This window comes from Ornithinibacillus caprae, from assembly GCF_009728145.1.
In the GTDB taxonomy this organism is placed as follows: Bacteria; Bacillota; Bacilli; order Bacillales; family Amphibacillaceae; genus Ornithinibacillus; species Ornithinibacillus caprae.
In genome coordinates, this window is the sequence record NZ_WOCA01000008.1 from 45955 (window position 1) to 72240 (window position 26286).

Annotated in this window: 15 protein-coding genes and 1 pseudogene; 9 read left to right on the forward strand and 7 right to left on the reverse strand. The window is 36.0% G+C overall.

Features of this window, described 5'->3' with window-relative positions; translation table 11 throughout:
* Position 1 precedes the first annotated feature (1 nt).
* Positions 2–1678, forward strand: a complete 1677-nt coding sequence (locus GMD78_RS11560; RefSeq protein ID WP_155668970.1) for an acyl-CoA dehydrogenase family protein — start codon at positions 2–4, stop codon at positions 1676–1678.
* A 63-nt stretch (positions 1679–1741) separates the two neighbouring features.
* Here GMD78_RS11560 and GMD78_RS21360 read toward each other — a convergent pair whose 3' ends face one another.
* Positions 1742–1879 (reverse strand): hypothetical protein, encoded by a 138-nt coding sequence (locus GMD78_RS21360; protein WP_196493789.1) that lies wholly within the window; start codon positions 1877–1879, stop codon positions 1742–1744.
* Positions 1880–2091: 212 nt separating this feature from the next.
* On the opposite strand from GMD78_RS21360, the gene GMD78_RS11565 reads away from it, so the two are divergent.
* Complete coding sequence (locus GMD78_RS11565) at positions 2092–2625, forward strand: DUF6944 family repetitive protein (protein ID WP_155668971.1); 534 nt, start codon at positions 2092–2094, stop codon at positions 2623–2625.
* Positions 2626–3540: 915 nt separating this feature from the next.
* Here the strand turns inward: GMD78_RS11565 and GMD78_RS11570 are convergent.
* From GMD78_RS11570 to GMD78_RS11585, 4 genes are all read right to left on the reverse strand, one after another.
* Complete coding sequence (locus GMD78_RS11570; protein WP_155668972.1) at positions 3541–4398, reverse strand: CheR family methyltransferase; 858 nt, start codon at positions 4396–4398, stop codon at positions 3541–3543.
* Position 4399: 1 nt separating this feature from the next.
* Complete coding sequence (locus GMD78_RS11575; protein ID WP_196493790.1) at positions 4400–7669, reverse strand: response regulator; 3270 nt, start codon at positions 7667–7669, stop codon at positions 4400–4402.
* A 123-nt stretch (positions 7670–7792) separates the two neighbouring features.
* Positions 7793–10273, reverse strand: a complete 2481-nt coding sequence (locus GMD78_RS11580; protein ID WP_155668974.1) for an EAL domain-containing protein — start codon at positions 10271–10273, stop codon at positions 7793–7795.
* A 108-nt stretch (positions 10274–10381) separates the two neighbouring features.
* Entirely contained in the window at positions 10382–13021 is a 2640-nt protein-coding gene (locus GMD78_RS11585; protein WP_155668975.1) for an EAL domain-containing protein, read from the reverse strand.
* A 275-nt stretch (positions 13022–13296) separates the two neighbouring features.
* Here GMD78_RS11585 and GMD78_RS11590 point away from each other — a divergent pair, with 275 nt between their 5' ends.
* A complete protein-coding gene (locus GMD78_RS11590) occupies positions 13297–14055 on the forward strand; it encodes an acyl-[acyl-carrier-protein] thioesterase (RefSeq protein ID WP_155668976.1) in 759 nt (252 codons plus the stop codon).
* 257 nt (positions 14056–14312) lie between these two features.
* Here the strand turns inward: GMD78_RS11590 and GMD78_RS11595 are convergent.
* Positions 14313–15950: pseudogene (locus GMD78_RS11595) on the reverse strand (glycoside hydrolase family 13 protein); the annotation flags it as partial.
* Between the two features lie 382 nt (positions 15951–16332).
* Here GMD78_RS11595 and GMD78_RS11600 point away from each other — a divergent pair.
* From GMD78_RS11600 to GMD78_RS11625, 6 genes are all read left to right on the forward strand, one after another.
* Complete coding sequence (locus tag GMD78_RS11600) at positions 16333–17619, forward strand: sugar ABC transporter substrate-binding protein (RefSeq protein ID WP_155668978.1); 1287 nt, start codon at positions 16333–16335, stop codon at positions 17617–17619.
* Positions 17620–17723: 104 nt separating this feature from the next.
* Positions 17724–19025, forward strand: a complete 1302-nt coding sequence (locus GMD78_RS11605) for a sugar ABC transporter permease (RefSeq protein WP_155668979.1) — start codon at positions 17724–17726, stop codon at positions 19023–19025.
* A 5-nt stretch (positions 19026–19030) separates the two neighbouring features.
* A complete protein-coding gene (locus GMD78_RS11610; RefSeq protein ID WP_155669047.1) occupies positions 19031–19873 on the forward strand; it encodes a sugar ABC transporter permease in 843 nt (280 codons plus the stop codon).
* An 89-nt stretch (positions 19874–19962) separates the two neighbouring features.
* Entirely contained in the window at positions 19963–22302 is a 2340-nt protein-coding gene (locus tag GMD78_RS11615; protein ID WP_155668980.1) for a glycoside hydrolase family 31 protein, read from the forward strand.
* Between the two features lie 39 nt (positions 22303–22341).
* A complete protein-coding gene (locus GMD78_RS11620) occupies positions 22342–23361 on the forward strand; it encodes a LacI family DNA-binding transcriptional regulator (protein ID WP_155668981.1) in 1020 nt (339 codons plus the stop codon).
* 547 nt (positions 23362–23908) lie between these two features.
* Positions 23909–24373 (forward strand): flavodoxin, encoded by a 465-nt coding sequence (locus GMD78_RS11625; RefSeq protein WP_155668982.1) that lies wholly within the window; start codon positions 23909–23911, stop codon positions 24371–24373.
* 39 nt (positions 24374–24412) lie between these two features.
* Here GMD78_RS11625 and GMD78_RS11630 read toward each other — a convergent pair whose 3' ends face one another.
* Positions 24413–25987 (reverse strand): SpoIID/LytB domain-containing protein, encoded by a 1575-nt coding sequence (locus tag GMD78_RS11630; protein WP_155668983.1) that lies wholly within the window; start codon positions 25985–25987, stop codon positions 24413–24415.
* Positions 25988–26286: the final 299 nt, after the last annotated feature.

A 26286-nucleotide genomic window follows, 5' to 3' on the forward strand; every position in this document is an offset into this window, starting at 1 on the left:
GATGAGGAGAATGACAAACTATTATCGGCAGGATCCTAACCTGAAAGGCATACTTCAACATATGCTACCAGAGGATTTCTTTAAGTGGGCAGACGAGGAATTGGACGCTTTTGGAGCGTTATGTGCAGGACCGATTGATGAACGTGCAGTTCATACCGATCGGGAAGGACAGCCACGGTTAATACGGTATGACAAAATGGGAGAAGAAGTGTCGCAAGTATGGTTAAACGAAGGGTATAAACAGACAATTACAGATACCTATCATACAGGAATTGTAGGGTATGTTCATAAGGAAATTCCGGAATTAGGTCGAAAAGGAAACTATGTCTATTCATTTGCCCAAGCTTATTTACTATCCCACGCTGAAGCTGGCTTCTATTGTCCTGTAACCTTGTCAAAAGCAACAGCTTATTTGATTGACCATTATGCTTCATCGAAATTAAAAGAACAGTTTTTACCCCATGTCCTCTCTACAGGGGATGTGGAGTTATATGAAGGTGCCACTTTTTTAACAGAGCGGCAGGGTGGTTCGGATGTCGGTGCGAATGAAGTGAAAGCGGTAAAAGATGGGGATGCATTCCGAATTTCAGGTGAAAAGTATTTTGCTAGTAATGCAGGAACATGTGGCGTAGCTATGGTGCTGGCACGAATAGAAGGGGCTCCAAATGGAACAAAAGGACTTAGCTTATTTCTTGTACCATGGGAAGAGAATCGCACAGAGGGACTACTGCGAATTCGTAGATTAAAAGATAAGCTAGGTGTTCGTGCTGTACCTTCTGCAGAGGTTGAGTTTGAGAATGCTAAAGGGTATTTAGTTGGTGAAGAAAATCAAGGATTCTACTATATGATTGAAGCCTTAAACTTATCTCGTGTTTCCAATGCGATTGCTTCATTAGGGATCATGAAAAGAGCTTATTTGGAGGCTAGAAATTATGCGCTTCAGCGAGAGGCATTTGGAAGTAAATTAACGAATTATCCCATGGTTCAAGCAACATTAAGTAAGCTCGTTGCAAAACAGGAAGTAGAAATGAATGCTATGTTTGAAGTGATACAATTAATGGATCAAGTGATGGGGAAGGAGACGAAGACAAAAGCATCTCAAAAAGATCAGCTCTTATTCCGTTTGTATGTTGCGATTATGAAAAAAGAAACTGCAGAGCAGGCTATTCATTTTGCTCATGAAGCAATTGAAATGCACGGTGGAAATGGTTATATTGAGGATTTTGTTACACCACGTCTATTACGAGATGCCCAAGTGTTAACCGTTTGGGAAGGTACGGCTAATATTTTAGGACTAGAGGTATTACGATTAATCGGGAAATACAATGTAGGGAGCTTGTTTGTAGAAGAAATGCTTGATCGTTTGGAAAATGCACATGGGATTGATGAAGAAATTGATGTTTGGGTTCGTCGACTAGTAGAGACGACCAACAAATTAGATCATAAGATAAAGGAATTGAAAGAAAAATCTCCTCAACTTCAAACCTATTATTGCAAACAAATTGCTGAAAACATGGCTACTATTTTTGAAAGTGTAGTAGCTGTTGATTTAATGTCCAAAAATGATTCCAGGAAAAAAAGCATTTCAGAAGTATATTTGCATACGGTATGGAATCATGATGATGATGTAGAGGAGCCAGTCGAGTTAGAAAGATTTAAAGAATTGGTGATGGTATAACGTCATCATTAAAAAACCCCGTTATCATCAGAACAACAGATGGTAGCGGGATTCATATCTTCATTATTTTTCATCTACTATTTCAGCTATTTTACTTGTAATCCATCGTTTGGCTGTTTTCTCATCAATTTCATAGACTTTACCTGCCCGTAATAGTTCCCCATGGTATGCTGTTTGAACGTTCATTCTTACTTTAACCATCTACATATCTCCCTTGTGTCTAATACTTGATTCTAATACTAATTATATCACTTTTTTTTGTTTCTCTCCTATACAAAGATAGGGAAAAAAATAAAATTTATTGATTCATCATAATTAAAATCTAATACTCCACCTTGCTTGTTTATAGTCTAAACCGATGTATTTGTATATGAATACCATAAGTATATAGGATGATTAACAGGTGATGAAAGATGGGGGAATATTATTTAGGTGCAGGCTTGCAAGCAATTGGTACGGTTCTATCAGCAATATCCGTTACTCCAACAGGTTTTATTGATAAAAATGATCAACATGATTTAAATGTTCTAGGAAATACACTACAAGCTACGGGAAGTGCATTACAGGCATCAGGGCAAACTACATTAAGTTCGCTCGGAAATAAAGCTCAAGCAGTTGGAAATACAACCGTTATATATGGATTATTAATTTCCAATAGTGAGGAACAAAAACTGATCTTATCAATAAAAGGGGAATTAATCCAAGCATTAGGAGGTGGCATATCTTTTGTTAGTACGGGTGGTCTGGGTAATCCATCCTTCAATAGAATCGGTAACTTATTGCAAGCAATTGGTAATTCCTTGCAAGCCATTGGCGGAAAACAGAAACTACAAAGTATAAGCAAACGTGTCGTAGGTGATGATGGAAGTTTCTTTATTTTGATAGGTAGTTGGATACAAGCATTTGGTGCAATCCTTATTGCACTTAATTATATAGCTCAAGAGTAGGAAAAACGAGACTGTAACAACTCCATTCCAAAGACGAATGATTTAGGGCAAGAAGTATAGGATGGTATTTTTTTACTGCTGAATCTTAAGTCGTAGTTGATGTAGAAAGCGCAGTAACTTATTGCCTAGTAAACACGCAAGAGAGGACCAAGTACCAGCAACGTGATTTACGCTTCGAGCAGTCGCTTTCACTTCCAGCACAAGGGCGACATCTGTTCAAGCTCCTTACATTCACTTTCACAGTGTCTACTTTGCCGCGGACACGGCTTCAGCCAGGAAACATCTTAAATATACTACTTTTCCCTTGCGCAGAGGAACTATGCTTCAAAGTGATACGATCAGACTTAGGCAATCAATGTGAGGTATTTAGGTACGTGCTGTTCCCGCAGGACAAAGGTCTTCAGTGGGCCAAGTAATCGCAGGCTAAAAGAATACTTCGACAGCTTTACATCGTTTGAAATTTTTGAGGAAACGGCTGCGCTCCGCTCCAATGACTAGACTAAAACAAGTTATTTTATAAATTAAAGAGCAAAATCATAGCGGAGAAAATACACGAGGCCTCCTTGAAAAAGCAAACCACTTTTTCTGTGTGCGATGGAACGCTGACGTAGCTTTCCTAATCCTGCGGGAGCAAAGACATCCGTGAGATCCCGCAGTGCGACAGCACGAGGAAGCTCACCAGCCGCCCGCGGAAAGGAAGTGTATTTTCGGAGCGAGTAATAAAGCACCAACCATCATTTCCGGTTATTGCGGATTCTATGTAAAATTACCAACAAAGCTTACAAAAATTATCCCAAAAGAAAATCCGAACTAAAACTAATTAGTTCGGATTTTCCATTGATTGATATACTTTATCACGTATAGTTGAAGTTCCACCACCTCAACTCCACGATGTGAAACCAATGAAGATGCACTTTATCTCACCTTTTGATACAATTTTTGTTTTGGACTTAATGGGTCGTAACATTCCGCTTTATCTTTATTAGCGATCATTTCTTTATCTCCAAGACCTAATACACCGAACATACTTAAACTATTATAAAAAAGATCATGTACTTTATATTGCAGTTGCTTATTAAAATATATTAAGACATTTCTACAAAGGATTACATGAAATTCATTGAATGATTGATCCGTAACAAGGTTATGCTGTGCGAAAATGATATTTCTTGATAAGGTAGGGTGAAACTTTGCATTATTATTTGTAACGGTGTAATACTCTGAAAAAGCCATTTTCCCACCAGCTTGTAGATAATTATTGGTATATTTTTTCATGTTTTCTAGTGGAAATTGTCCATTTTTAGCTATTTTCAATACTTTATCATTAATATCAGTTGCATATATTTTGGTTTTCTCATATAGTCCTTCTTCTTGTAAGAGGATTGCCATCGAATATACTTCTTCACCGGTAGCACATCCAGCATGCCAAATCCTGATGGATGGGTAGGTACGTAATAATGGGACAACTTTTTCTCGAAAATGGAAGAAAAAAGATGGGTCACGAAACATTTCGGTTACGTTGATAGAAAAATCTGCAATTAGATTTTCTAAACATGTTGGTTCATATAGCACCTTATCTAATAATTCGAGAATACTCGAAAGCTTCTCCTTATATACACGGTGCCAGATTCTTCGTTTTATGGAATTATAAGCGTAATCGCGAAAATCATAGCCATACCACTCATATATTCCGTCTAAAAATAATTTGATTTGTAGACGTTCTAATTCTTCGGAGGAACCATCTTGGCCCTTGTCATTGAAAGTAGTTTCCATGTTAGTTATCTTTCCCATCTTGATTAAATAACCATACTTTGATTAAGGAAATGAGTTGTTCGGGATTAATAGGTTTGACTATATAATCCGATGCACCAGCTGCAAGGCATTTTTCTCGATCTTCTATCATTGCTTTTGCGGTTAAAGCAATGATCGGCAGCTCTTTGAACGATGGTATTTCGCGAATCCTCGTAATAGCTTCATATCCATCCATTTCAGGCATCATAATATCCATTAACACGATATCAATACCAGGAGTACTCTTTAGCATTTCTAGTCCTTCTAATCCATTTTCGGCAAAGCTAACATCCATTCCTTGCACTTCAAGAATGCTAGATAATGCATAGACATTACGAACATCATCATCTACAATTAAAGCCCTCATATTACTAAAAACGGTTGATTTTATTTCTTCCTGTGAAGCAACTTGGCTCATTTGGTCTGTTTCCTGTTGATCATCAACTAAGAATAGTTTCAATTCTTCCTTTAATCGTTGTGGAGAATGTTGATCTTTTATAATAATCGTATGCGTGTATTTATTTAAATAGCGTTCCTCTTTCGATGTGAGATCTCTGCCAGTATAAACAATTACTTTTAATTCATCATTTTTTTCAAGTTCCATCATTTCTTCCAGAAGTTCAAAGCCTGTTGTATCTGTTAGCCCTAGGTCTAACACAACACAATCAAATTTGGTTCGTGTCAGTTCCTTAATCGCCTCACTACCTGTGGACACAGCCTTGATGATAACATTCATTTCACCAACCAATTCTAATAAGCTATTTCGTTGAACAAGATCATCATCTACAATTAATAATCGTTTAATGTGACTATTTTCTTCTACAATTAATTTGGTAGCTTGTTCTGGTTGCGTAATGATCTCATGTTTTATTTCTTGCTGAGGTGGTTTAGCTTCTGGCTCGACAGTTCCAGCTAATTCCTCCAGCCATAGTGGATTGTTAGAATCAGTTTGATCATCATAATCTGTTACATAGAACGTGAAGGTACTACCTTTTCCTTCTTCACTGTCAACGGTTAGGCTCCCTCCTAATAAGGAGGCGATTTCCTTACTAATGGATAGTCCAAGTCCAGTTCCACCATATTTGCGGCTTGTCGTTCCATCAGCTTGCTGGAAGGCATCAAAAATAAGTTCTTGATTTTCTTTTGAAATTCCAATTCCTGTATCATGTACGGAGAATACATAGGTTGGTTTCATGCCTATTAATTGTTGTTTCGTAATTTCAAGGGTTACTTCCCCTTTTTTCGTAAATTTAAAGGCATTGGATAAAAGATTCTTAAGTACTTGTTGGATTTTAATTTCATCACTGTAAATCGTTTCTGGTAACTTATTATCATAATTAATATGGAATTGCACATTCTTTTTATCAGCAACTGGTCTAAAATTACTTTCTACAAATTCAGCTAAATCATGTACATGGACATGACTCGTATGAACATCCATTTTTCCAGATTCAATTTTAGATAGATCAAGAATATCGTTAATTAATGCTAGTAAATCTCTACCGGAAGAATAGATTGTGTTGGCATATTCCACTTGTTTAGGGGATAGTGCACCTTCTGTATTTTCCGATAGTAAATTAGACAAAATTAACATACTATTTAAAGGTGTTCGTAATTCATGTGACATATTTGCTAGAAACTCAGATTTATATTTAGAGCTTAGTGCCAGCTGTTTTGCTCTTTCTTCTAACTCCATGCGTGCTTGTTCTAATTCTTGATTTTTCTCTTCAAATCTCTTGTTTTGTTCTTCTAAGTCGTTCGCTTTTTCTTCTAATTCAACATTCGTTTGTTCCAATTCTTCCTGTTGCATTTGAAGCTTCTCTTCTGATTCTCGAAGTGCAATCGTTTGTTGTTCTAATTCTTCATTCGTAGTTTTTAGTTCATCCTGTTGTGTTTGTAGTTCTTCTGATTGTGCTTGAATTTCTTCCATTAATGTTTGGCTTTCCTCTAAAGCTTTAGCAAGCTTATATCTACCAATTACGCTTTCAAGCATAATACCTAAGTCAGAGGATAGTTCTTCAATTACAGAACGTTCACTTTCACTAAACGATTCAAAGGATGCAATCTCTAGAACTGCTTTTACATCATTTTCAAATAGTATTGGTACCACGTATAGGTTGAGTGGAGGCGCTTCTCCAAGTCCTGATTTAATAGAAACATAGTCTGATGGAACATGAGATAAGATAATCGGTGTTTTTTCTAATGCTGCTTGTCCTATTAATCCTTCGCCTAAATGGATTTCATTTGTCATATGCTTTCTTTCTTGAAAGGCATAGGATGCACGTAGCTTGAAAACTGGCTCTTGCTCATGGTCTAATTCTTCTTTTACATAAAAGACAGCGTGACTACCATTTACTAATGGAATCACTTTAGATAGAAATGTTTCTAAAAGGGTTTCAACAGATTTTGCCCCAGTTAAACTTGAGGTAACATCAGCAATATTTGACTTTGTCCAAATTAATTCCTTTTCTGATTTCCTTTTTTCTTCTACTGCAGCAGCTAATTGATTAAATGATTGGGCAACTTCTCCTATCTCATCATTTGCAGAGACTTCTACTCTAGTGTCTAAATCTATATTTTCATTAGCTATATCATTCATCGCTTTTGATACTTTATTTAATCGAGAGGATAATAACCAAACCGTTCTAAATAGTAAAAGTAAAATAAAAAAGGTCGATACAGCAATGATTACGGATTGAAGGATAATGCTTCTAGAAAAATCCTCCTCTACAGTTGCAATGGTAGAATTCATACCAGCTTCAAAGGTTGTTAATATTTCCGAAATGGATGCCATAAATTGACTATGAAAATCCTGTGATGTTTCTTGCATTAAGGCTGTTGCTGCATCGTTTTCTCCAGCTGTGACTAATTGAAGTATTTGGTCTTGGTATGTATTATACTTTTCATTAGTCTCTATTAAATCATTAACTAAAGCTTCTTGTTCTGGTGTATATGCTTTGGATTCTAATAGGCTTAAATTATCCATAATCCGTTCACTTACGATTTGAATACTACTTATCTCATGTTGAATGATATTCTCATCATCTGTCATAAGAATGTTTCGTAGACTAATAGCTTCGTCTTTTAAGTCTGTATTAATCGTGTTAGCTACTACGGAAAGATCATAATTATCCTGAAGCGTACTACTAATTTCATAAAAGTTAGCTAATTGAAACCTTCCAATACCAATTGTAATTAAAATTAGAATTGGTAAGGTACTGAGTGCTAACAATAATTTTGTTCTGATTTTCAAGGTGATCATCCCTTCTTTGAAAACGTACCAAACCTTGATTGCAATAGCCCTTGTTGCACTAATACAGGTAAGAAAAGTTTGACATTCTTTCTGCTAAAAAAGAGGGTAAGATGCTAACTTACCCTAATTGATACAATTTTGATATACCATTGCCATAGCTTGTGCACGGTCATTCACATTTAGTTTTTGGAATATACGTGAAATGTGATTTTTTACTGTATGTTCACTAATAAATAATTTTTCCGATATTTCTTTATTACTTAAGCCTTCTAGTATTAGTTCAAATACTTCTAATTCTCTTGAGGAAATAGCGTGTTTTTCCTTGATTTGAAGTAATGCTGCATGAATAATATCCTCATTCTCAATAGGATTATTATTTTGAATTGCAACTTTTTCCACTGTTTTAGCAGGTTTATTGTTTTTAAATATCTCTATTTTATAATCCTCTTGTAACAGGATATCTTGTAATAGGTCTGGTTGAATAGGTGGGCTAAATAGAAAACCTTGAACTTCTTCACATTGTTGCGTACGTAAAAATTTTAGCTGTTTCTCTGTTTCTACCCCTTCTGCAATCACATTCATATTTAACGACTTTGCTAGCGAGATAATGGTCATAATAATAGATCGGTTTTGATTTGTCTTATCATCTATTCCGAGCGTAAAGGATTTATCAATTTTTAAGGTGTTGATTGGTAGCTTGCTTAGGTAATGTAGTGAAGAGTAGCCTGTACCAAAATCATCAATACTAATGGTAATTCCCATTTCTTTTAGTTGATGGATCATCTTAGTGGTCATATCTTCATTTTTTAATAGAACCGATTCTGTAATTTCAATTTCAAGTAATGTAGGATTTACTTCAGATTGACTAATAAATTGATCTAACTTGGAGATTAAATTCTTATGCAAGAACTGTTGTGCAGAACAATTAATCGCAACTCGGATAGGTGGGATTCCTTCTTTTTTCCACGATGCAATTTGTTCACATACGGTTTTTAAAACCCATTTTCCTATTTCAACAATTTGTCCGGTTTCTTCTGCTAATGGAATAAATTCAAGTGGTGGAACTATTCCCCAGCTAGGGTGATTCCATCTTAGTAAAGCTTCTGCACTGTCCACTTTCCCGGTTTCAATATTCACTCGGGGCTGGTAATATAATTCAAATTCTTCTCTTTCAATGGCTTTTCGTAAATCATTTTGCATGGAGAAAGAGCGATAGGATTGCATATTCATCCCTGAATGAAAGACATTGTAATTGTTTTTCCCTTGCTCTTTCGCTCGATACAAAGCAGTATGAGAATTTTTAATTAACTCCAAATATTCTTCACCATCGTATGGGAATACGCTTAATCCGATACTAGTTGTAATATATAATTCATAATTATTTACAAATAAGGGCTTTTGAAACTCGGCAATAACTTGTTCGGCAATTTCTAACGACTTTTCCCGATCTGTATTTGGTAATATGATGGCGAACTCATCTCCTCCTACTCTTGCGACAACATCATCTTTTCGAACGGTTGTAGTAAGACGAGTAGCAATTTCTTGGAGAATTTGATCGCCGATTGCATGTCCAAGAGAGTCGTTTACATATTTAAAGCGGTCCATGTTTAATAGCAGTATCCCAAGGGATTGATTAAGCTCTTTTGCTCTATTTATATACTTGGGAAGACTTGTATTTAATGCTCTTCGATTGGGAAGATCGGTTAACATATCATGATACGCCATATATTTAATCATTTGCTCATTTTTTTTCTGCTTTGTTATGTCTCGAATTGTGCATGCGATCATAATAGTAGATTGAATCGTCTTTAATCCGATTTGGATTTCAGCAAGGAAAGTTGTTCCATCTTTTTTTGTGATAGTTATTTCTTCTTGATTTTTATACCCTTTGATATGTCCCATATCATGAATGGCTTGTAAAATTGCCCCTATAAATTCCTTTGCGTCTTTTTCTTTAAATAATGTGTATATCGGTTGGCCAATGATTTCTTCATAACGATACTGAAGCATTTTATTTACAGATGGATTCGTACGTTTAATGATTCCATCTTCATCTAGTACAATCATTGCATCAAGCGAGGTTTCACTAATAACGTTTGCTAATCCCTCGGATAAGCGTAATTGTTCGGTAGTTTGTGATAGTTCATTGTTTGCTTTTTCTAATTCAGCTGTTTTTTCTTGTAACTTGTCAGTTTTTTGGATCAGCTGTTGTTTTAATTTATAGATATCAACGAAACCTTCAACCTTTGCCTTTAAAATGAGTGGATCAATAGGCTTTAAAATATAATCTATTGCCCCAACGGAATACCCCATAAAGATGTGTTCTGATTCCATATTATTTGCGGTGATGAATAGAATTGGGATATCCTTCGTTTTTTCCCGGGCTTTAATTATTTTTGCCGTCGTAAACCCATCCATGTCAGGCATCTGAACATCTAATAAAATAAGTGCAAAATTATACTTTAATAAATATTTAAGGGCTTCTTCTCCAGAAGAAGCTTTCACGAGATGATATTCATCTTTTTCAATAATTGCTTCAATAGATAATAAATTTTCCGGTCGGTCATCTACCAGTAATATATTTATTTTTTCAGGATGACTCATCGTTATCCCTTCTTTCTATAGACACTATTTAGACACAATTATACATGATCTTATAGGAAAAAGGGACTAAATTTTCCGATAAAACAACTTTCCCAACCTAACAAATAATTATAAGCTAATTATTTGTTCAATCACTGTTTGGTTTTTTCTTTTTTTTAGGTAAGTAAATCGATCATCCCTTATAATATTAGAGTTTGGAACGAATGGGTTTTTACGTAGTTGAACTGAAAATTGGTTTAACGTATTAATAAAATTATCTCTTTCTGGTCCATCAAAGATAAATTCTACCCCATAAGAGAAAACGCCTTTTATTTCTTCCTTCCTAACTATTTTTCCGTATAAGGTTATTTTTTTATTCATGATCGTTGTTTCAAATTCATAAAGGATATCATACCGTACAGGTAGATGGATATTCGCTAAAAATTTCAAACCACTTGCTCCAATATCTTCGATGAGAACATCATTTTTCCCGATATTTACATTTTTTCCGTTCATCGTAGAAAGAGTCATAGACGCAGCAATTGGAAAAGTTAATGGAATCCTGAAATGTTTCCTTCTATTTTTAGATAGTTGAGTACTTTCGTCAAAGGATATTTTTAACATTTGTCGTTTTAGTAAGGAACGGAAATCCTTTTTTGGAACAGGTTTACTATATAAATAACCTTGAATTTCACTACAATCTTGGTTTCTATAAAAGGCTAGCTGTTCAAAAGTTTCGACTCCTTCAGCGACAACATTTAACTTTAACCCTTTGGCCATAAAGATGATAGATTTAATAATTACTTCTACATCATCCGATTTTGTTATTTGTCTTGTAAATGACTGATCAATCTTGATCGTATCGATTGGAAATTTATGAATGTAAGAAAGAGATGAGTATCCAGTTCCAAAATCATCGAGTGCAATACGGATTCCCAATTCCTTCAAATAAATAAGTGCATCTTCCACAGGTTTTTCATATTGAATAATAGTTGTTTCCGTTATTTCTAACTCAATTAGTGCAGGATCCGTACCTGTGTCTTCTAAAATAGTAGTGTACATCTCTTTCCAATTACTCTTTAAAAATCGCTGTGCTGTAATATTAATGGATATTGGAACAATAGATAGATTATCCTTTTCCCATTCTTTTAAAAACCTACAGACTTCCTTAAGTACCCAATCACCAATCTCATTTACAAATCCAGTTTCTTCTGCTAAAGGAATAAATTCCCCTGGTGAAACCATGCCCCAGACAGGATGCTCCCAACGAATTAACGCCTCTGCAGAAACAATTTTGCCTGTTGAAGCTTCTACTCTTGGTTGAAAATATATTTGTAGCTCATTATTTTCAATTGATTTTCTTAAATCTCGCTCTAGATAGTACTGTTTAAATGAATCAATGTTTAAGGAAGGGGAGTAGATTTGATACGTGTCTTTACCCAATTTCTTTGCTCGACTAAGAGCAGTATTAGCATTTTGTAATAGCTCTTCTACAGATTCCCCATTATGTGGAAAGGTGCTTATTCCTACACTTGTTGTTAAATGTAATTCATAGTCATCTACGATAAACGGCTCATGAAAGCCATCAATGATTGTTTTAGCGATTGTTATCGGATAATCGGGTTGATCGTAATTGCTTAGTAAAACAGCAAACTCATCGCCACTAATTCTTGCAAGCATTTCATTGTTAGACAAAAAACTATTTATTCGCTTACAAATTTGTTTTAGTAGTTTGTCTCCGATATGGTAGCCAAGTGTGTTGTTAATGCTCTTAAACCTGTCAATATTTACATACATAAGCGAAAATTCGTGCGGTGTTTGACGATATGCTTTCATCAACGCTTCTATTTTTTGACTTAATAGTGATCTTGTTGGAAGATCAGTTAAATGATCATGATAGGCTAATCGTTTAATTTTCTCATCACACACTTTTTGATCACTAATGTCCGTTATGATTCCATTTAATCTTATTAAGTTTCCATGCCGATCTAGTACTGGTAAGGTTTGATCCTGAACCCAAACAGGATCTCCATTTTTATGAACAATTCGATATTGATGAAACAGGTTTATTCCTTGCTGGAGTCTACTCTGCTGCGAAGAATATAATGATTTATCATCTGGATGAACGATAGAATCCCAAGTAAAATTAGAATTGAAATCATTCGGTATATATCCTGTTATTTTTTCAATTCCTTTAGATGTCCAATATTCTGAATTTTTTGCATCAAACGTCCATATTCCTGCTTGTAGATTATCAGCTAAATGTTGAAATTTGCTTTCGGTTTCCTGTAGCTCATGTTCCATTTGTTTCATACTCGTAATATCTTTTACGATTCCTACCATACGGATTGGGTTATTATTCTCGTCGAAGACTAGCTGAGCTTGAACATAAGCATGTATCACTTTGCCATCGACTCGTATAATTCTTAATTCTTTACTAAAATGTTCTTTATTGTTAATTGATTTCATTACGATGTTTTTATACACATTTCGATCATCTGAATGAATGAAATCTAACGCTTTTTGGAGGCATGGTGTAAAATTAGCATTAGGATCAATGCCTGCTAATTCTAGTAATTGTTTACTTAAGTAGGATTGATCTTGAACGATGTCATATTCCCAAACTCCCAATTTACCAGCCTGTTGGGCAATTTCAAGACTTATTAGATCTGTTCCTTCCGTCTTTTTTTTGGATACCTCTCCTGGAGCTAGATTAGAAGTTTTATTGGTTATTTTATCTCTATTGTTATTTGGCGAAAAACCACTCATGATACATTCCCCTTTTTACGAAGTTAACCTAAGAAGTAAACGATTTATTATGTAGTTCTATTGTCCTGTACTACTATTGAAAAAGGTATCACCTACTATTCTTATTTTTGATAAAATCAATAGGAAACGTAGAATAGGAATATCTTCCTATTGATTGTTGGTGTTTATGTTTCATTTTTACAGTTGTAAACTTAATACTATTCTATATAAGCATGGTAAAAGCTAGGTTATCTGCGATATGGTAAGATAGAGGTACGATGAAAGAGGGAGCATACATGGTGAAAACGACGATTTATAAGAAAAATTATCATATTGATTTAAGTGATGTCGACTTTACGAAGAGCTTAAGAGCTAGTACCTTATTAAGTTATTTTCAGGATGTTGCTAGTTTAGCAGCGGAGAATTTAGGGGCTGGCATTGAGACATTAGAAGAAACGTATGGTGTAGCATGGGTGCTTATGCGGATCCGGGTAGAGATTATTCGTAACCCAAAGCTGGATGAGGAAATAATTATAGAGACATGGCCACAGGAACCGAAAAAACTAGAATTTGAGCGTGATTTTATAGTTCGGGATCAAGAGGGGAATATTATTATACGAGCGGTTTCTGCATGGGTGATTATGGATGTGAAGGAAAGAAAGCTAAAAAGAAGTAGCTTCATTTCATTAACCTATCCAAATGTTGTGGAAAAAAGGGCATTAGATGATCCATTAGGTAAATTAAAAAGTGCTGGACAACTAGAAGGAGCTTATCAAAAAGTAATTGGATATAGTGACGTTGATTTTAATGGCCATCTAAACAATTCAAAGTATGTAGATTATATGATGGATTGTTTTAATCTTGAAGACCATCGGAAGTATAACGTGAAATCAATCGAGGTTAACTTTACCAATGAAGCGTTGCCAGGGGAGACAATTACATTATTTAAGGATACATCCCAGGTAGATTCGAATGTAGTTTATATAGAAGGAAAAAATGAAAAAGATGAGAAGATAGTTTTTAGAGCAAAGGTAGAGATTGAAGTTAGGCATTAAGGAGATTTAGAAGAGAGGTCGATCCTATTCACCCTTCTATAGAACAATAGAATGATGATCCGCATTATGTCGGATCCTCATTCTATTTTTAACTGTTAAGAGTAGTCAACTAACCATAATTAAAGCATTTCGCTACTTTCAAAAATTCGGAAGCTTAACGGTCCTACATGAACAGTAGTTAACAGATCAACGGATTTTTTTCGAATTTCTTTTTCCTCTAATTTCCACTCTACAAACGGCTTGCTACTACTATTACTCAAATCAACTTGTACTGAATTCGTACTATTATTTAATAAGAAAATTAGTTTTCTCTCAGAATTATATTTTTCATAGATGATATAATTCTGTTCATGATTTGCTTCGATCAATCGGAAATCAGCATGGTTTCCGAATATAGGCTCTGTTTTACGTAGGTCAATTAACGTTTTTACAAAGGTAAATAACTCACGGTCTTGATTTTTCTCATCCCATTCCATACATGCACGGCAGCCAGGATCTTGACCACCAGCCATCCCTATCTCATCTCCGTAATAAATACATGGAGAACCAATAAAGCTAAGCTGGAATAGATAGAGTAACTTTACACGATCCTTATTCCCATTAGCTAATGTTAGGATTCTAGGGGTATCATGACTGTCTAGTAAATTAAAAGCAACCTCATTAACATGCTTTGGATACATGTGTAATACGTTTGTGATAGAACTAGCAAACGACTCTGCACTCAGATTATCTTTAGCAAAATATTCGATCGCTCCATTTGTGAATGGATAGTTCATCACCGCATCAAATTGATCTCCTTGTAACCAAGGCATTGAATCATGCCAGATTTCCCCTAAAATATAGGCATCTTTTTTGGCAGTTTTTACGACGTGACGAAACTCTCGCCAAAATGCGTGATCTACTTCATTGGCAACATCTAGTCGCCAGCCATCGATATCAAATTCCTCGATCCAATAGCGAGCTACGTTTAATAGATATTCTTTCACTTCAGGGTTTTCTGTGTTTAATTTTGGCATCGAACCGACAAAAGCGAATGTATCAAAGTTTGGTCTAGGTTCGGTAATGACTGGATAATCCCAAATGTGGAACCAGTCCTTATAAATGGATTCCTCACCATTTTTTAATACATCCTGAAAAGGAGGGAAGTAGTATCCACTATGGTTAAATACAGCATCTAGCATGACACGAATCCCTCGTTTATGACATTCCTGTACTAAACTGCGGAAGGTTTCTTTGTCACCGAACTGTGGATCAATTTCCATATAGTCAATGGTATCGTATTTGTGATTGGAATACGCTTTAAATATTGGGGTAAAGTAGATTCCACCAATACCTAATTCTACCAAATGGTCCAGGTGGTCGATCACCCCTTGAAAGTCACCTCCAAAAAAGTTAGTAGGAGATGGATCAGTAGAACCCCATTCCAATGTACCGTCTGGATCTAGGTTAGAGTCACCATTAGCAAAACGTTCTGGAAAAATTTGATACCATACAGTGTCTTTTACCCAAGATGGTACCATGAATACATCAGCTGAATTTAAATATGGAAAGCAGAAGTAGTTTGAAATCTCACTTGGTTTAGTGGGGAAGATACCACCTTCTGTATAAAAAATAGTTTCTACCTTGTCTGAACATTGGAAAGCATATCGCATACGGCGAAATTCGGGTTTAACGGAAATAAACCAATAATCGTGTAAAGCAGTCGAACCAGATAGAGTCATCTCTATCGTTTGTGTTTGCCATTTTTCATTCTCCCAGTCATACGGGTCACCAAAAATTAGACTTACAGATTCGACATCATCCTTTTTGGTTTGAAGAACAATGTGTAATGTATTTTTGTCGTAAGCGTATGCAAAATTATTTTTGGGGCGATGGTAAATTGCTTCTTTTAACATTTCATAGTCTCCTTTCTAATAAAACAACCCCGTTTTCTATGCTGAAAACGGGGTTGTTGATTCAATACAAAGCATTGCCCTTGAATTTGTTACTTTAAATGTACTGTATGCGCTTTATTTTGTCAATTAAAATACAAACGTTTGCATTATATTAAAGTAATTCACCATTTATGGATATATATACTTACTTGTTCACATGTGTTTATGAACATTTTATGAAAGCGGTAACTATATTGTCAATATAATATTAAGTAAAGAATAATTTGTAGTTGATTTTCTCAAAAATCAATGTATAATAAAATTAAAGTGTTTGCGCAAACGTTTTCACAAAAAGTGTCATGCAAACGCTAACAAACTATATTCCTTTGGGGAGGTTAATTAGATGAGAAAGTGGTTAGGAGCATTATTTGCTTTAGCTTTAATTATTGGTGTCCTTGCAGCATGTGGACCTGATGAAGTGCAGGACGATTCTGATGTTTCGGAAGAGGGAAATGAGGAAAATGCTGAAACGGAAATGCCGGAAAAACCCGAAAGTCTAACAATTTGGGTGAATGATGAAGAAAAACAAGTAGAAGCTGTTACACAAATTACGGAGAATTATACATCAGAAACTGGTATTGAAGTTGAACTAGTTCCAGTTAGTATGCTAGACCAAGTGGAAAAATTAGATGTAGAAGGACCGGCAGGGAATGGCCCAGACATCATTTTCCAACCTCATGATCGTGTTGGAGATTTAGCAATGCGTGGTTTAGTAGATTACGTTGAATTAGGTGACATTGAATCAGAATATACGGATATTGCTTTAGATGCTGTCACATATGATGGCGATTACTGGGGATACCCAGCTGTAATGGAAACATATGCAATGTTCTATAACAAAGCACTAGCAGAGGAACCCGAATCAATGGATGATATTATGGCAGTTGCTGAAGATTTTACAGATCCTAGTCAAGACCAATATGGTTTCTTAATGGAGGCTGCTAACTTCTATTTTGTATATCCGTACTTCTCTGGATTTGGAGCATATGTATTCCAGTTTGATGGTTCAGGATATGATATCAATGATATCGGACTTGCAAATGAAGGTTCAAAACAAGGTGGAGATCTTGTTCAATCTTGGTTTGACAATGGATACATTCCACAAGATTTAACTCCAGATATTATGAATGGCCTATTTAAAGAAGGTAAAGTTGCCTATGTATTAAATGGACCATGGATGGTTCGTGAGTATCAAGATTCACTTGGTGATGACTTAGGTGTAGTTCCATTACCAAAGCTTGAAAATGGTGAGCATCCAAAATCCTTCGTTGGTGTGAAATCGTATATGCTATCGTACTACTCTGAGAACAAAGAGTGGGCTCAAGATTTAATGAAGTACATTACCAATGCAGAAAACTCTATCACTTATTATGAGGTTGCTGGTGAAATCCCACCACGTCATGATGCAGTAGAGAACCCAACAATTGCAGATGATCCAATTTATTCTGCTTTCGCTGAACAAACTGGGTATGGTGAGCCAATGCCAAACGTACCAGCTATGGGGCAGGTTTGGGACCCTATTAATGATGCTTTAAGCTTTATTTCAAAAGGAGAGCCTGTTAATGAAGTGTTAGATGAAGCTGTTCAAATGATTCAAGATAACATTGATGCATCTGGAGCAAGTAATTAATTATTTATAGATTAATATAAACCATTATATGGGGGCTAACAGCTCCTATATAATGGTTATCTTTCATTCGATGCTTTAATTGTATGATTTAGGAGGAAACTAAAATGGCAAATGATCAAACCAAGAAGAAAAACAGTATTACGCAACCTCGTAATCTTGCTACATTATTATCTGTCTTGGTTCCAGGGTTAGGCCAAATATATAATCGTCGTATATTAAAAGGACTTATACTTCTTATTGTTGCACTCTCTTTTCTAGTTACCACGTGGGATTATTTAGATATCGGTATTTGGGGATTGTTTACACTAGGTACCATACCTAAAGAACATCACTCGATACAATTATTATTACAAGGACTTATTTCACTAATTGTACTTTTTGTAGGTATTGTTATCTATATCTACAATATAGTAGATGCTAGAAAGGGTGCAATAGCAAGAGAAGAAGGAAAACCAAATCCAACTTTAATAAAAGCAATTACAAACTTTTATGATCGTGGATTTCCATACTTTATGGTATTACCGGGACTGATCATGCTTATTTTTATTGTTGTATTGCCTTTATTATTTATGGTGGCTTTAGCATTTACGGATTACAACCAATACAATGCACCGCCACGTAACCTATTAAACTGGGTTGGTTTCGATAACTTTGTTGACCTTGTTAATATAGATATTTGGAAAGATACGTTTTTTAGTGTATTTGCCTGGACAATAGTTTGGACAGTTGTAGCAACCTCATTACAAATTGTCCTCGGATTTTTCTTAGCATTATTGGTGAATGACAAGCGTATTAAGTTCAAACGAACCATTCGTACAGTTCTTATTTTACCGTGGGCTGTACCAGCGTTTGTTTCGATCTTAATATTCTCAGCTTTGTTTAACCCCACTTTTGGGGCCATTAACCGTGATATTTTAAGTACATTTGAAATTATGATTCCATGGTTGTCTGATCCATTTTGGGCTAAAGTTGCCTTAATTATGATTCAAACATGGTTAGGATTTCCGTTTGTGTTTGCTTTATTTACAGGAGTACTCCAAAGTGTGCCAGCAGATATGTATGAAGCTGCTGATGTCGATGGTGGATCACGTTGGCAAAAACTGCGTCATATTACCGTTCCACATGTATTGTTTGCTACAGCTCCATTATTGATTATGCAATATGCAGGGAACTTTAATAACTTTAATATTATCTATCTATTTAATGAAGGGAACCCAGCTGTGCGTGGTCAAAATGCAGGGGGAACAGATATCTTAATTTCCTGGGTTTATAAGTTAACGTTTCAAACGAACAACTATAACATGGCTGCGGCAATCACCATTATTATGGGTGTTCTAGTTATGGGGTTTGCTTTCTATCAATTTAGAAAAACAGCTGCATTTAAAGAGGAAGGGGGACGTTACTAATGGCAATGAATAGAAAAACAAAATCAAAAATAGAAGTAACGTTCATCTATATCTTTTTCCTAATTATGTTTGTCATTATCGGTTATCCATTATTTTGGGCGATCATGATGAGCTTGAATCCAGGTAGTAATATGCTGGTAACGGAATTATTCCCTAAGAATCCAACGCTAGAGCATTACAAATGGCTATTTACCAGCCCTAATAGCGACTATTTAATATGGTATAAAAACAGTCTGTTCGTTGCTGTTTTAAACGCAGCAGGATCAGTTGTGATTACGTCGTTAATCGCATATGCTTTTTCTCGGTATAAATTTATTGGGAGAAAATACGGTTTGTACATGTTCTTATTACTACAAATGTTCCCAGCTTTAATGGGAATGGTTGCTCTTTACATCCTATTAAACACAATTGGCTTAACAGATTCATTATGGGGATTATTACTAATCTATCTAGGTGGCCAAATACCGTTTAATGCTTGGTTAGTGAAGGGATACTTTGATACGATTCCGAGAGAATTAGATGAGGCAGCGAAAATCGATGGTGCTGGTCACTTAAAGATATTTTGGACGATTATGTTACCACTTGCCAAACCAATATTAGCGGTTGTAGCATTGTTCAACTTTATGGCACCATTTATGGATTTCTTATTGCCACGTATCGTATTATCAAGTCCTGAAAACTATACGCTAGCATTGGGCTTATTTAACTTTATTAATAACCAATTCTCTACAAACTTTACACGATTCGCAGCTGGGGCAATTTTAATTGCAATACCAATTGCGCTTGTTTTCTTATTGTTACAGCGATACCTTATCTCCGGTTTAACCTCTGGAGCAACAAAAGGGTAATTAACTTTGAAAGAGAAATGAGAGATCCTTCGTTAAATTAGCGGAGGACTACATTTCTCCTGAATAATGTTTGAACAGGAGGTACAACTATGCTTGAAGATACTAGCTTTGCAATCCACCCCGGGAAAGAACAACAATCTGGACCAGTGGTTTATCGAGATATCGGTAGGTTAATAAATTATGAAGTAAAAGAAAATGCGTATCAAATCAATTGTGAAAATGGGAACGTAGTGATTCAATTTTATACGGATTCCATTGTTCGTATTGTAATGAACCAAAAGGAACAACCAAAATTAAATGGTTCAAGAGCAGTAGTAGCTGAACCAGGAATAGTGAGTATTCACGAAACAAACCAAGATGAAGAACTAATACTTTCAACTGCAAAAATAGAATTGAACATTACGAAAGAACCGTTTCGCTTAACCATGTTTGATGGTCAAGGTCGAGAAATTATTGCGGAAGGTGACCGTGGTATGGCTTACCGTGAGAACGGAGAAGTTGTAGCATTTAAAAGGATGCATGATACCGATCATTTTTATGGGTTTGGAGAAAAAGCGGGTCACCTAGATAAACGTGGAGAATCCTATGAAATGTGGAACTCAGATGTTTATGCTCCACATAACCCGGAAACTGATCCATTATATGAATCGATTCCATATTTCATGACGTTACGTGATGGAAAAGCACATGGTGTGTTTTTTGACAATACATTCCGTACGAAATTTGATATGAAAACATCTAACGACTATTACTCGTTTTCAGCAGAAGGTGGACAGTTAGACTATTATATAATGGCTGGTCCTGAACCAAAGGCTGTATTGCAACAATATACCCATCTTACTGGTAGAATTCCATTGCCACCAAAGTGGTCATTAGGATATCATCAATCACGCTATAGCTATGAAACAGAGCAGGAAGTCCGTGATTTAGCGAAAAACTTTGTGGAAAAAGATATTCCAGTAGATGTAATCCATCTAGATATTCATTATATGAATGGATATCGAGTGTTTACGTTTGATAACGAACGGTTTCCGAATCCTGAAAAACTTATTGCTGACCTCCGTGAAATGGGGATTCGCGTCGTGCCAATTGTTGACCCAGGAGTGAAGAAGGACGCGGAGTATCCTATTTATCAAGAAGGTGTAAACCAGGATCAATTCTGCAAATATATCGAAGGGGAAACTTATTTTGGAGAGGTTTGGCCTGGAATTAGTGCCTTCCCTGATTTCACCGATGAGAAGACTCGAAAATGGTGGGGAGAAAAGCATGAATTCTACACCAATATGGGAATCGAAGGTGTTTGGAATGATATGAACGAGCCAGCTGTCTTTAATGAAACCAAGACAATGGATGTTAATGTAATGCATCGTAATGATGGGGAACCTACAACTCACCGTGAGTTGCATAATGTATATGGGTTATTAATGGGGAAAGCAACGTATGAAGGTATGAAGGAACAGCTTCATGGCAAACGTCCATTTTTACTAACACGTGCTGGCTATGCTGGAGTTCAGCGCTATGCATCGGTATGGACAGGAGACAACCGTAGCTTCTGGGAGCATTTGCAAATGTCATTACCAATGGTTATGAACCTCGGACTCTCAGGTGTAGCATTTACTGGTCCAGATGTAGGTGGTTTCGCACATGATACAAACGCTGAGCTTCTTACTCGTTGGACACAGGTAGGAGCATTTACCCCATTCTTCCGTAACCATTCAGCGATTGGCTTCCGTTATCAGGAGCCATGGCAGTTTGGCGAAAAGCACGAGGAAATTATGAAAAAATATATAAAAATGCGATACGAATGGATGCCTCAGCTTTATTCGTTATTCTATGAGGCAAGTCAAAAAGGTCTTCCTGTTATGCGTCCATTATTAATGGAGTATCCAGAAGATGCAAAAACGTATAATTTAAATGACCAATTTATGATCGGAGATAATGTGGTGTTAGCACCAATTCTACAGCCTTCTATCACAGATCGTGTTGTATATTTACCAAAAGGTGATTGGGTAGAATTTTCAACTGGAGTTAATTATGAGGGTGAGAAAACACATTTAATTCATGCAGAATTGGATGAATTACCGATCTTTGTGAGAAAAGGTAGTGCCATCATGCAAGGTGAATGGATCTCTAATAAAGATAAAACACCAAAACAAGTGAGCATGAATGTCTATGCAGGCATATCCGGTGAATCATATCGCTTTACGTACTATGATGATGATGGAGAAACATTTGCATATGAAAATGGTCAATTTTTAGAGTTAGATATTGAGGTTGTTTCTACTAAAAATGCAGTAGAAATTACAGTAGTAGACCAACAGGGTGCGTTCAAACCTGCTTACCAAGAAATAAAGTTACATGTTATCGGTCTAAATGAGGATCAAGATGTTATAATAAATGGCGAAAAGAAAACGACAATTCAGTTATAAGAGTTTACAAGAAAAAATGTAGAGGGTGGAAGATTAGATATGGTAACAATTAAAGATGTGGCAAAGGCGAGTGGGGTCTCCCCCTCTACAGTTTCACGAGTAATTGCTGACAATCCACGAATTACAGAGGAAACAAAGAAAAAAGTGCGCAAAGCGATGAAGCAATTAGGCTATCATCCCAATATTAGTGCACGAAATCTGGTAGCTAAATCTACTAAAGCAATTGGTGTAATCATGCCATCATCAGCAAATACTGCTTTGCAAAACCCGTTCTTTCCGGAAATTTTGCGAGGAATTGGCTCTGTTATCCATAAAATGCAATATTCAATGTCGCTTTCGACTGGTGAAACGGAGGAGGAGATATTTGCAGAAGTGCAACGGATGGTATATGGAAGCTATGTGGATGGCGTTATCTTGCTCTATTCCCGGGTTAACGACCGAATTACCAATTTCTTACGTGAAAAAGACTTTCCGTTTGTGATTGTCGGAAAGCCTTATGATTACGAAACAGCAATTACCCATGTTGATAATGATAACTTTAATGCTGGGAAGGAGATAACCAAGCATTTAATCGAAAAGGGTCATAAAAGAATTGGTTTTATCGGTGGATCGCGGGAGTTATTTGTGACCATGGATCGTGAGGCAGGATATATAGCTGCTTTACAGGAAAATGGTCTGGAAATTCGTGATGAATATAAAATACACACCGAATTCCTTAAATCGGGAGGTCGTGAAGCGATCGAATATTTATTGTCGCTTGAGACACGACCAACTGGATTAGTGGTAAGTGATGACTTGATTAGTCTAGGTATTTTAGCTAGGTTGGAGGAAGCTGGAATTCAGGTTCCAACCGATGTATCACTTGTTAGCTTCAACAATGTGTACTTATCTGAAATAACGCGTCCAGCTTTAACGACCGTAGACATTCAAATATATGAACTAGGCGCACAATCAGCCAAGGTTCTCATTGAAAAAACAAAAAATAAAGACGAACCTGCAAAGCGAATTATTATTCCGTATAAAATTGTACATCGAGATTCCGTGAGTGAGATTGAATAATTGGAAAAACCGTCCTTAGTGGGGCGGTTTTTTGTAGTTAGGAGAGTATAAACTTTCCTATCCTGCACGAGTGCGAAATCTCGGAAATGCTGAATTAACCGCTTGAAATGCTGAATTAACTGCTTGAAATGCTGAATTAACCGTTTGAAATGCTGAATTACATTCCAAAATGCTGAATTAACCGCTTGAAATGCTGAATTACATTCCAAAATGCTGAATTAACCGCTTGAAATGCTGAATTATACTCCAAAATGCTGATTAATAAAAGATAATACTGAATCTAGAGAGAATGAAGAGTAAGCGCAGGTCTAGTCCGTACCTCCCTGTATAAGACGCTTGCGCTTTTCTTCCGTGAGTGGAGGACGGTTGATCAAAGGAATCGCAGATATAAACCAGCACAAATGATCTTTCATTCCAAATAAAATCATCCCCTTGGCCAAATTGCCACATAATCGACAAATTAAACTACCAATCTTTATTGAAAGTGATTATCATTATCAACTAAACTGATAGTGTAAGGAATTTCAATAAAGGAGAGGATTTGTTGATGGGCAGATTCTTAATCTTATATACAAGCTCTACTGGAAATACAGAAATAATGACAAAGGTTATGGAAACATATTTGCAGGAGAGAAAACATGAGGTTGTAATGAAGCATTTTGAGTATGACCGAATTGATGTGGAGGAGCTGTTGGGATATGATGTGATATTAGTCGGAACCTACACATGGGATGATGGTGAAATTCCGTATGAAGTCGAGGACTTCTATGATGAATTGGACGACATCGATTTATCTGGAGTACATTGTGGTGTATTTGGATCTGGGGATACTTTTTATGATGAATTCTGTGGAGCTGTTGATTTGATGGCTGAACGGTTGATGGAACGAGGAGCTGTTGTTATGAGGGAAAGGTTGAAAGTGGATTTGGAGCCTGATCGAGAGGATGTTAAAAGATGTGAAAGGTTTGTAGCGAATGGGTGTCAGGTAGTGAAGCCTTCTGATGCAAGTTGAAATTGAAAAGAGGCTGCGAACCTAACAGCCTCTTTAACCTTAATAACGTTCTTCTAGTTCGATACCTTGGTAATAATGTTTTAAAATTTCATCATAGGTATGTCCTTTAACAGCCATGCCCATTGCACCCGTTTGGGATAGTCCAACACCGTGGCCCCATCCACCACCATAAACTTCAAATCCAGTCAGCTCTTTTGTTTTGTTATCGATTACCGGTTCTATATAGAAAAGAGTACTTAGTAATACACTTGGAGTTCCATTTGTATTAATGTATTGTAATGCCCAGCGAACTCTGTCTTTATATTCATAGAAGTTACCATTTTCTGTAACAAATTCAATTTCCAGTACTCTACCAGAATCAGATCGTTCAAGTACATTAATTTCATAGACTTCTCCAACATCTGTATTGAAATAGGAGCTAAGTACATTACTTATTTCTTCATTAGTCCACTCAAAATGCCAGCGATGATATCTAGACCAATCTGCTTCGAAGTCACCATTTCTCATTGCGCGTAATGATTTTAGATTACTACTATTCTTAAACACTTCTAAAGTAGGTACATTTTCAAAAGCCTTGCCTCGTTGTGCATCTGGTACACCTCGTAAATAATCAACCGGACCGGATTCCCAAACATCTTCATTGTTAGCAGTAAATCCACCTGTAGTAGAGTGGTAAACAGCGTTAATTAGATTATCGTTATAAGTAGCAACAACACCAGTTGTTTCTTGAACTGCTTGTGTAGAAACCGAATGTTCTGCTTCATAACCACCATATACTTGATCAGATGTTGTCGGTAGCAAATCGTACCCATCACTATTGCGTTTTCCAAGACCTGAGATTGCATATGTTCTAGCAGCTACTGCCTGTGATTTTTGTGCTTCTAATTCACCATAAGGTACTGGTGGTAATTCTAGTGGAACTACTCCATATAAATATTCTTCTAAAGGTAATTCATTGATTCCTGCTAGCGTACCGCTACTATTGAAAGCTACTTCACCAATTCCACGGTATTTTTTACCGTTAATTTCAATTAAATCATCCGAAGATTCGATTTGAACAGGATTGGAAACAATTTCTTCATAGTTTTCTGCTGAAATTTTTAATTGGGATTCACCAGTTGAAATGGTAATAAGCCTCCAGTAGGAATCACTTTCTGCTAACCCATTTGCAATAACTTCTTGTCTGAATGTTTCGCGTTCTCCCCAACCTGCATCTGCAGGAAACTCACCGATCAGTAATCTCCAACCATTGTTATATGGTTCGATATATGTTGCATATCCCCCTATTTCTGCTCTATTTAACCAATCTTCCACATAAGCATTACTTGTGGTCCATGCTACTTGCAGTCGGTAATTGGTTTGAATATTAGCAACTGAATCAAGTGCAACCTGAACGGATTCACTTGTTCCAGAATATAGTACCTCTTTAGTTTCTTTGTCAGTAATAGAAAAATTACCATCACTTCCAACTGTAACTGCTTCTGCACTTGGAACGACTCCAATTCGTATCATTTGCGTGTCTTCTTCCTCTGCAAAGCTTACTCCGGTATTACTAAATACTGTAGAAAAAACAAATAAAACTATGAATAATAAACCAAATAGTTTTTTACTCAAGCCTAACCACCTCCATATTTTTTAAAACGCTTTCATAGATTACTATTCAACAGCAATGAGAAATAATCCTCTAGGTCAATAGGAGCGTTTTTTATTACAAACTAGTTCAAAATATGTAGTTTCTTATCATGTATATGAGTTAAATTGAAATTTAAATACAACTTTTTAAAGTTATTTTTGAATTACTATTTCATTTTTATTTTTTTTATGTATAATGAAAGTGATAAAATAATTAGAAAAAAAGTACTATTCAATAAGGGGAGTTTCACATATTTAAACCATTTATTTCAAATGATAAA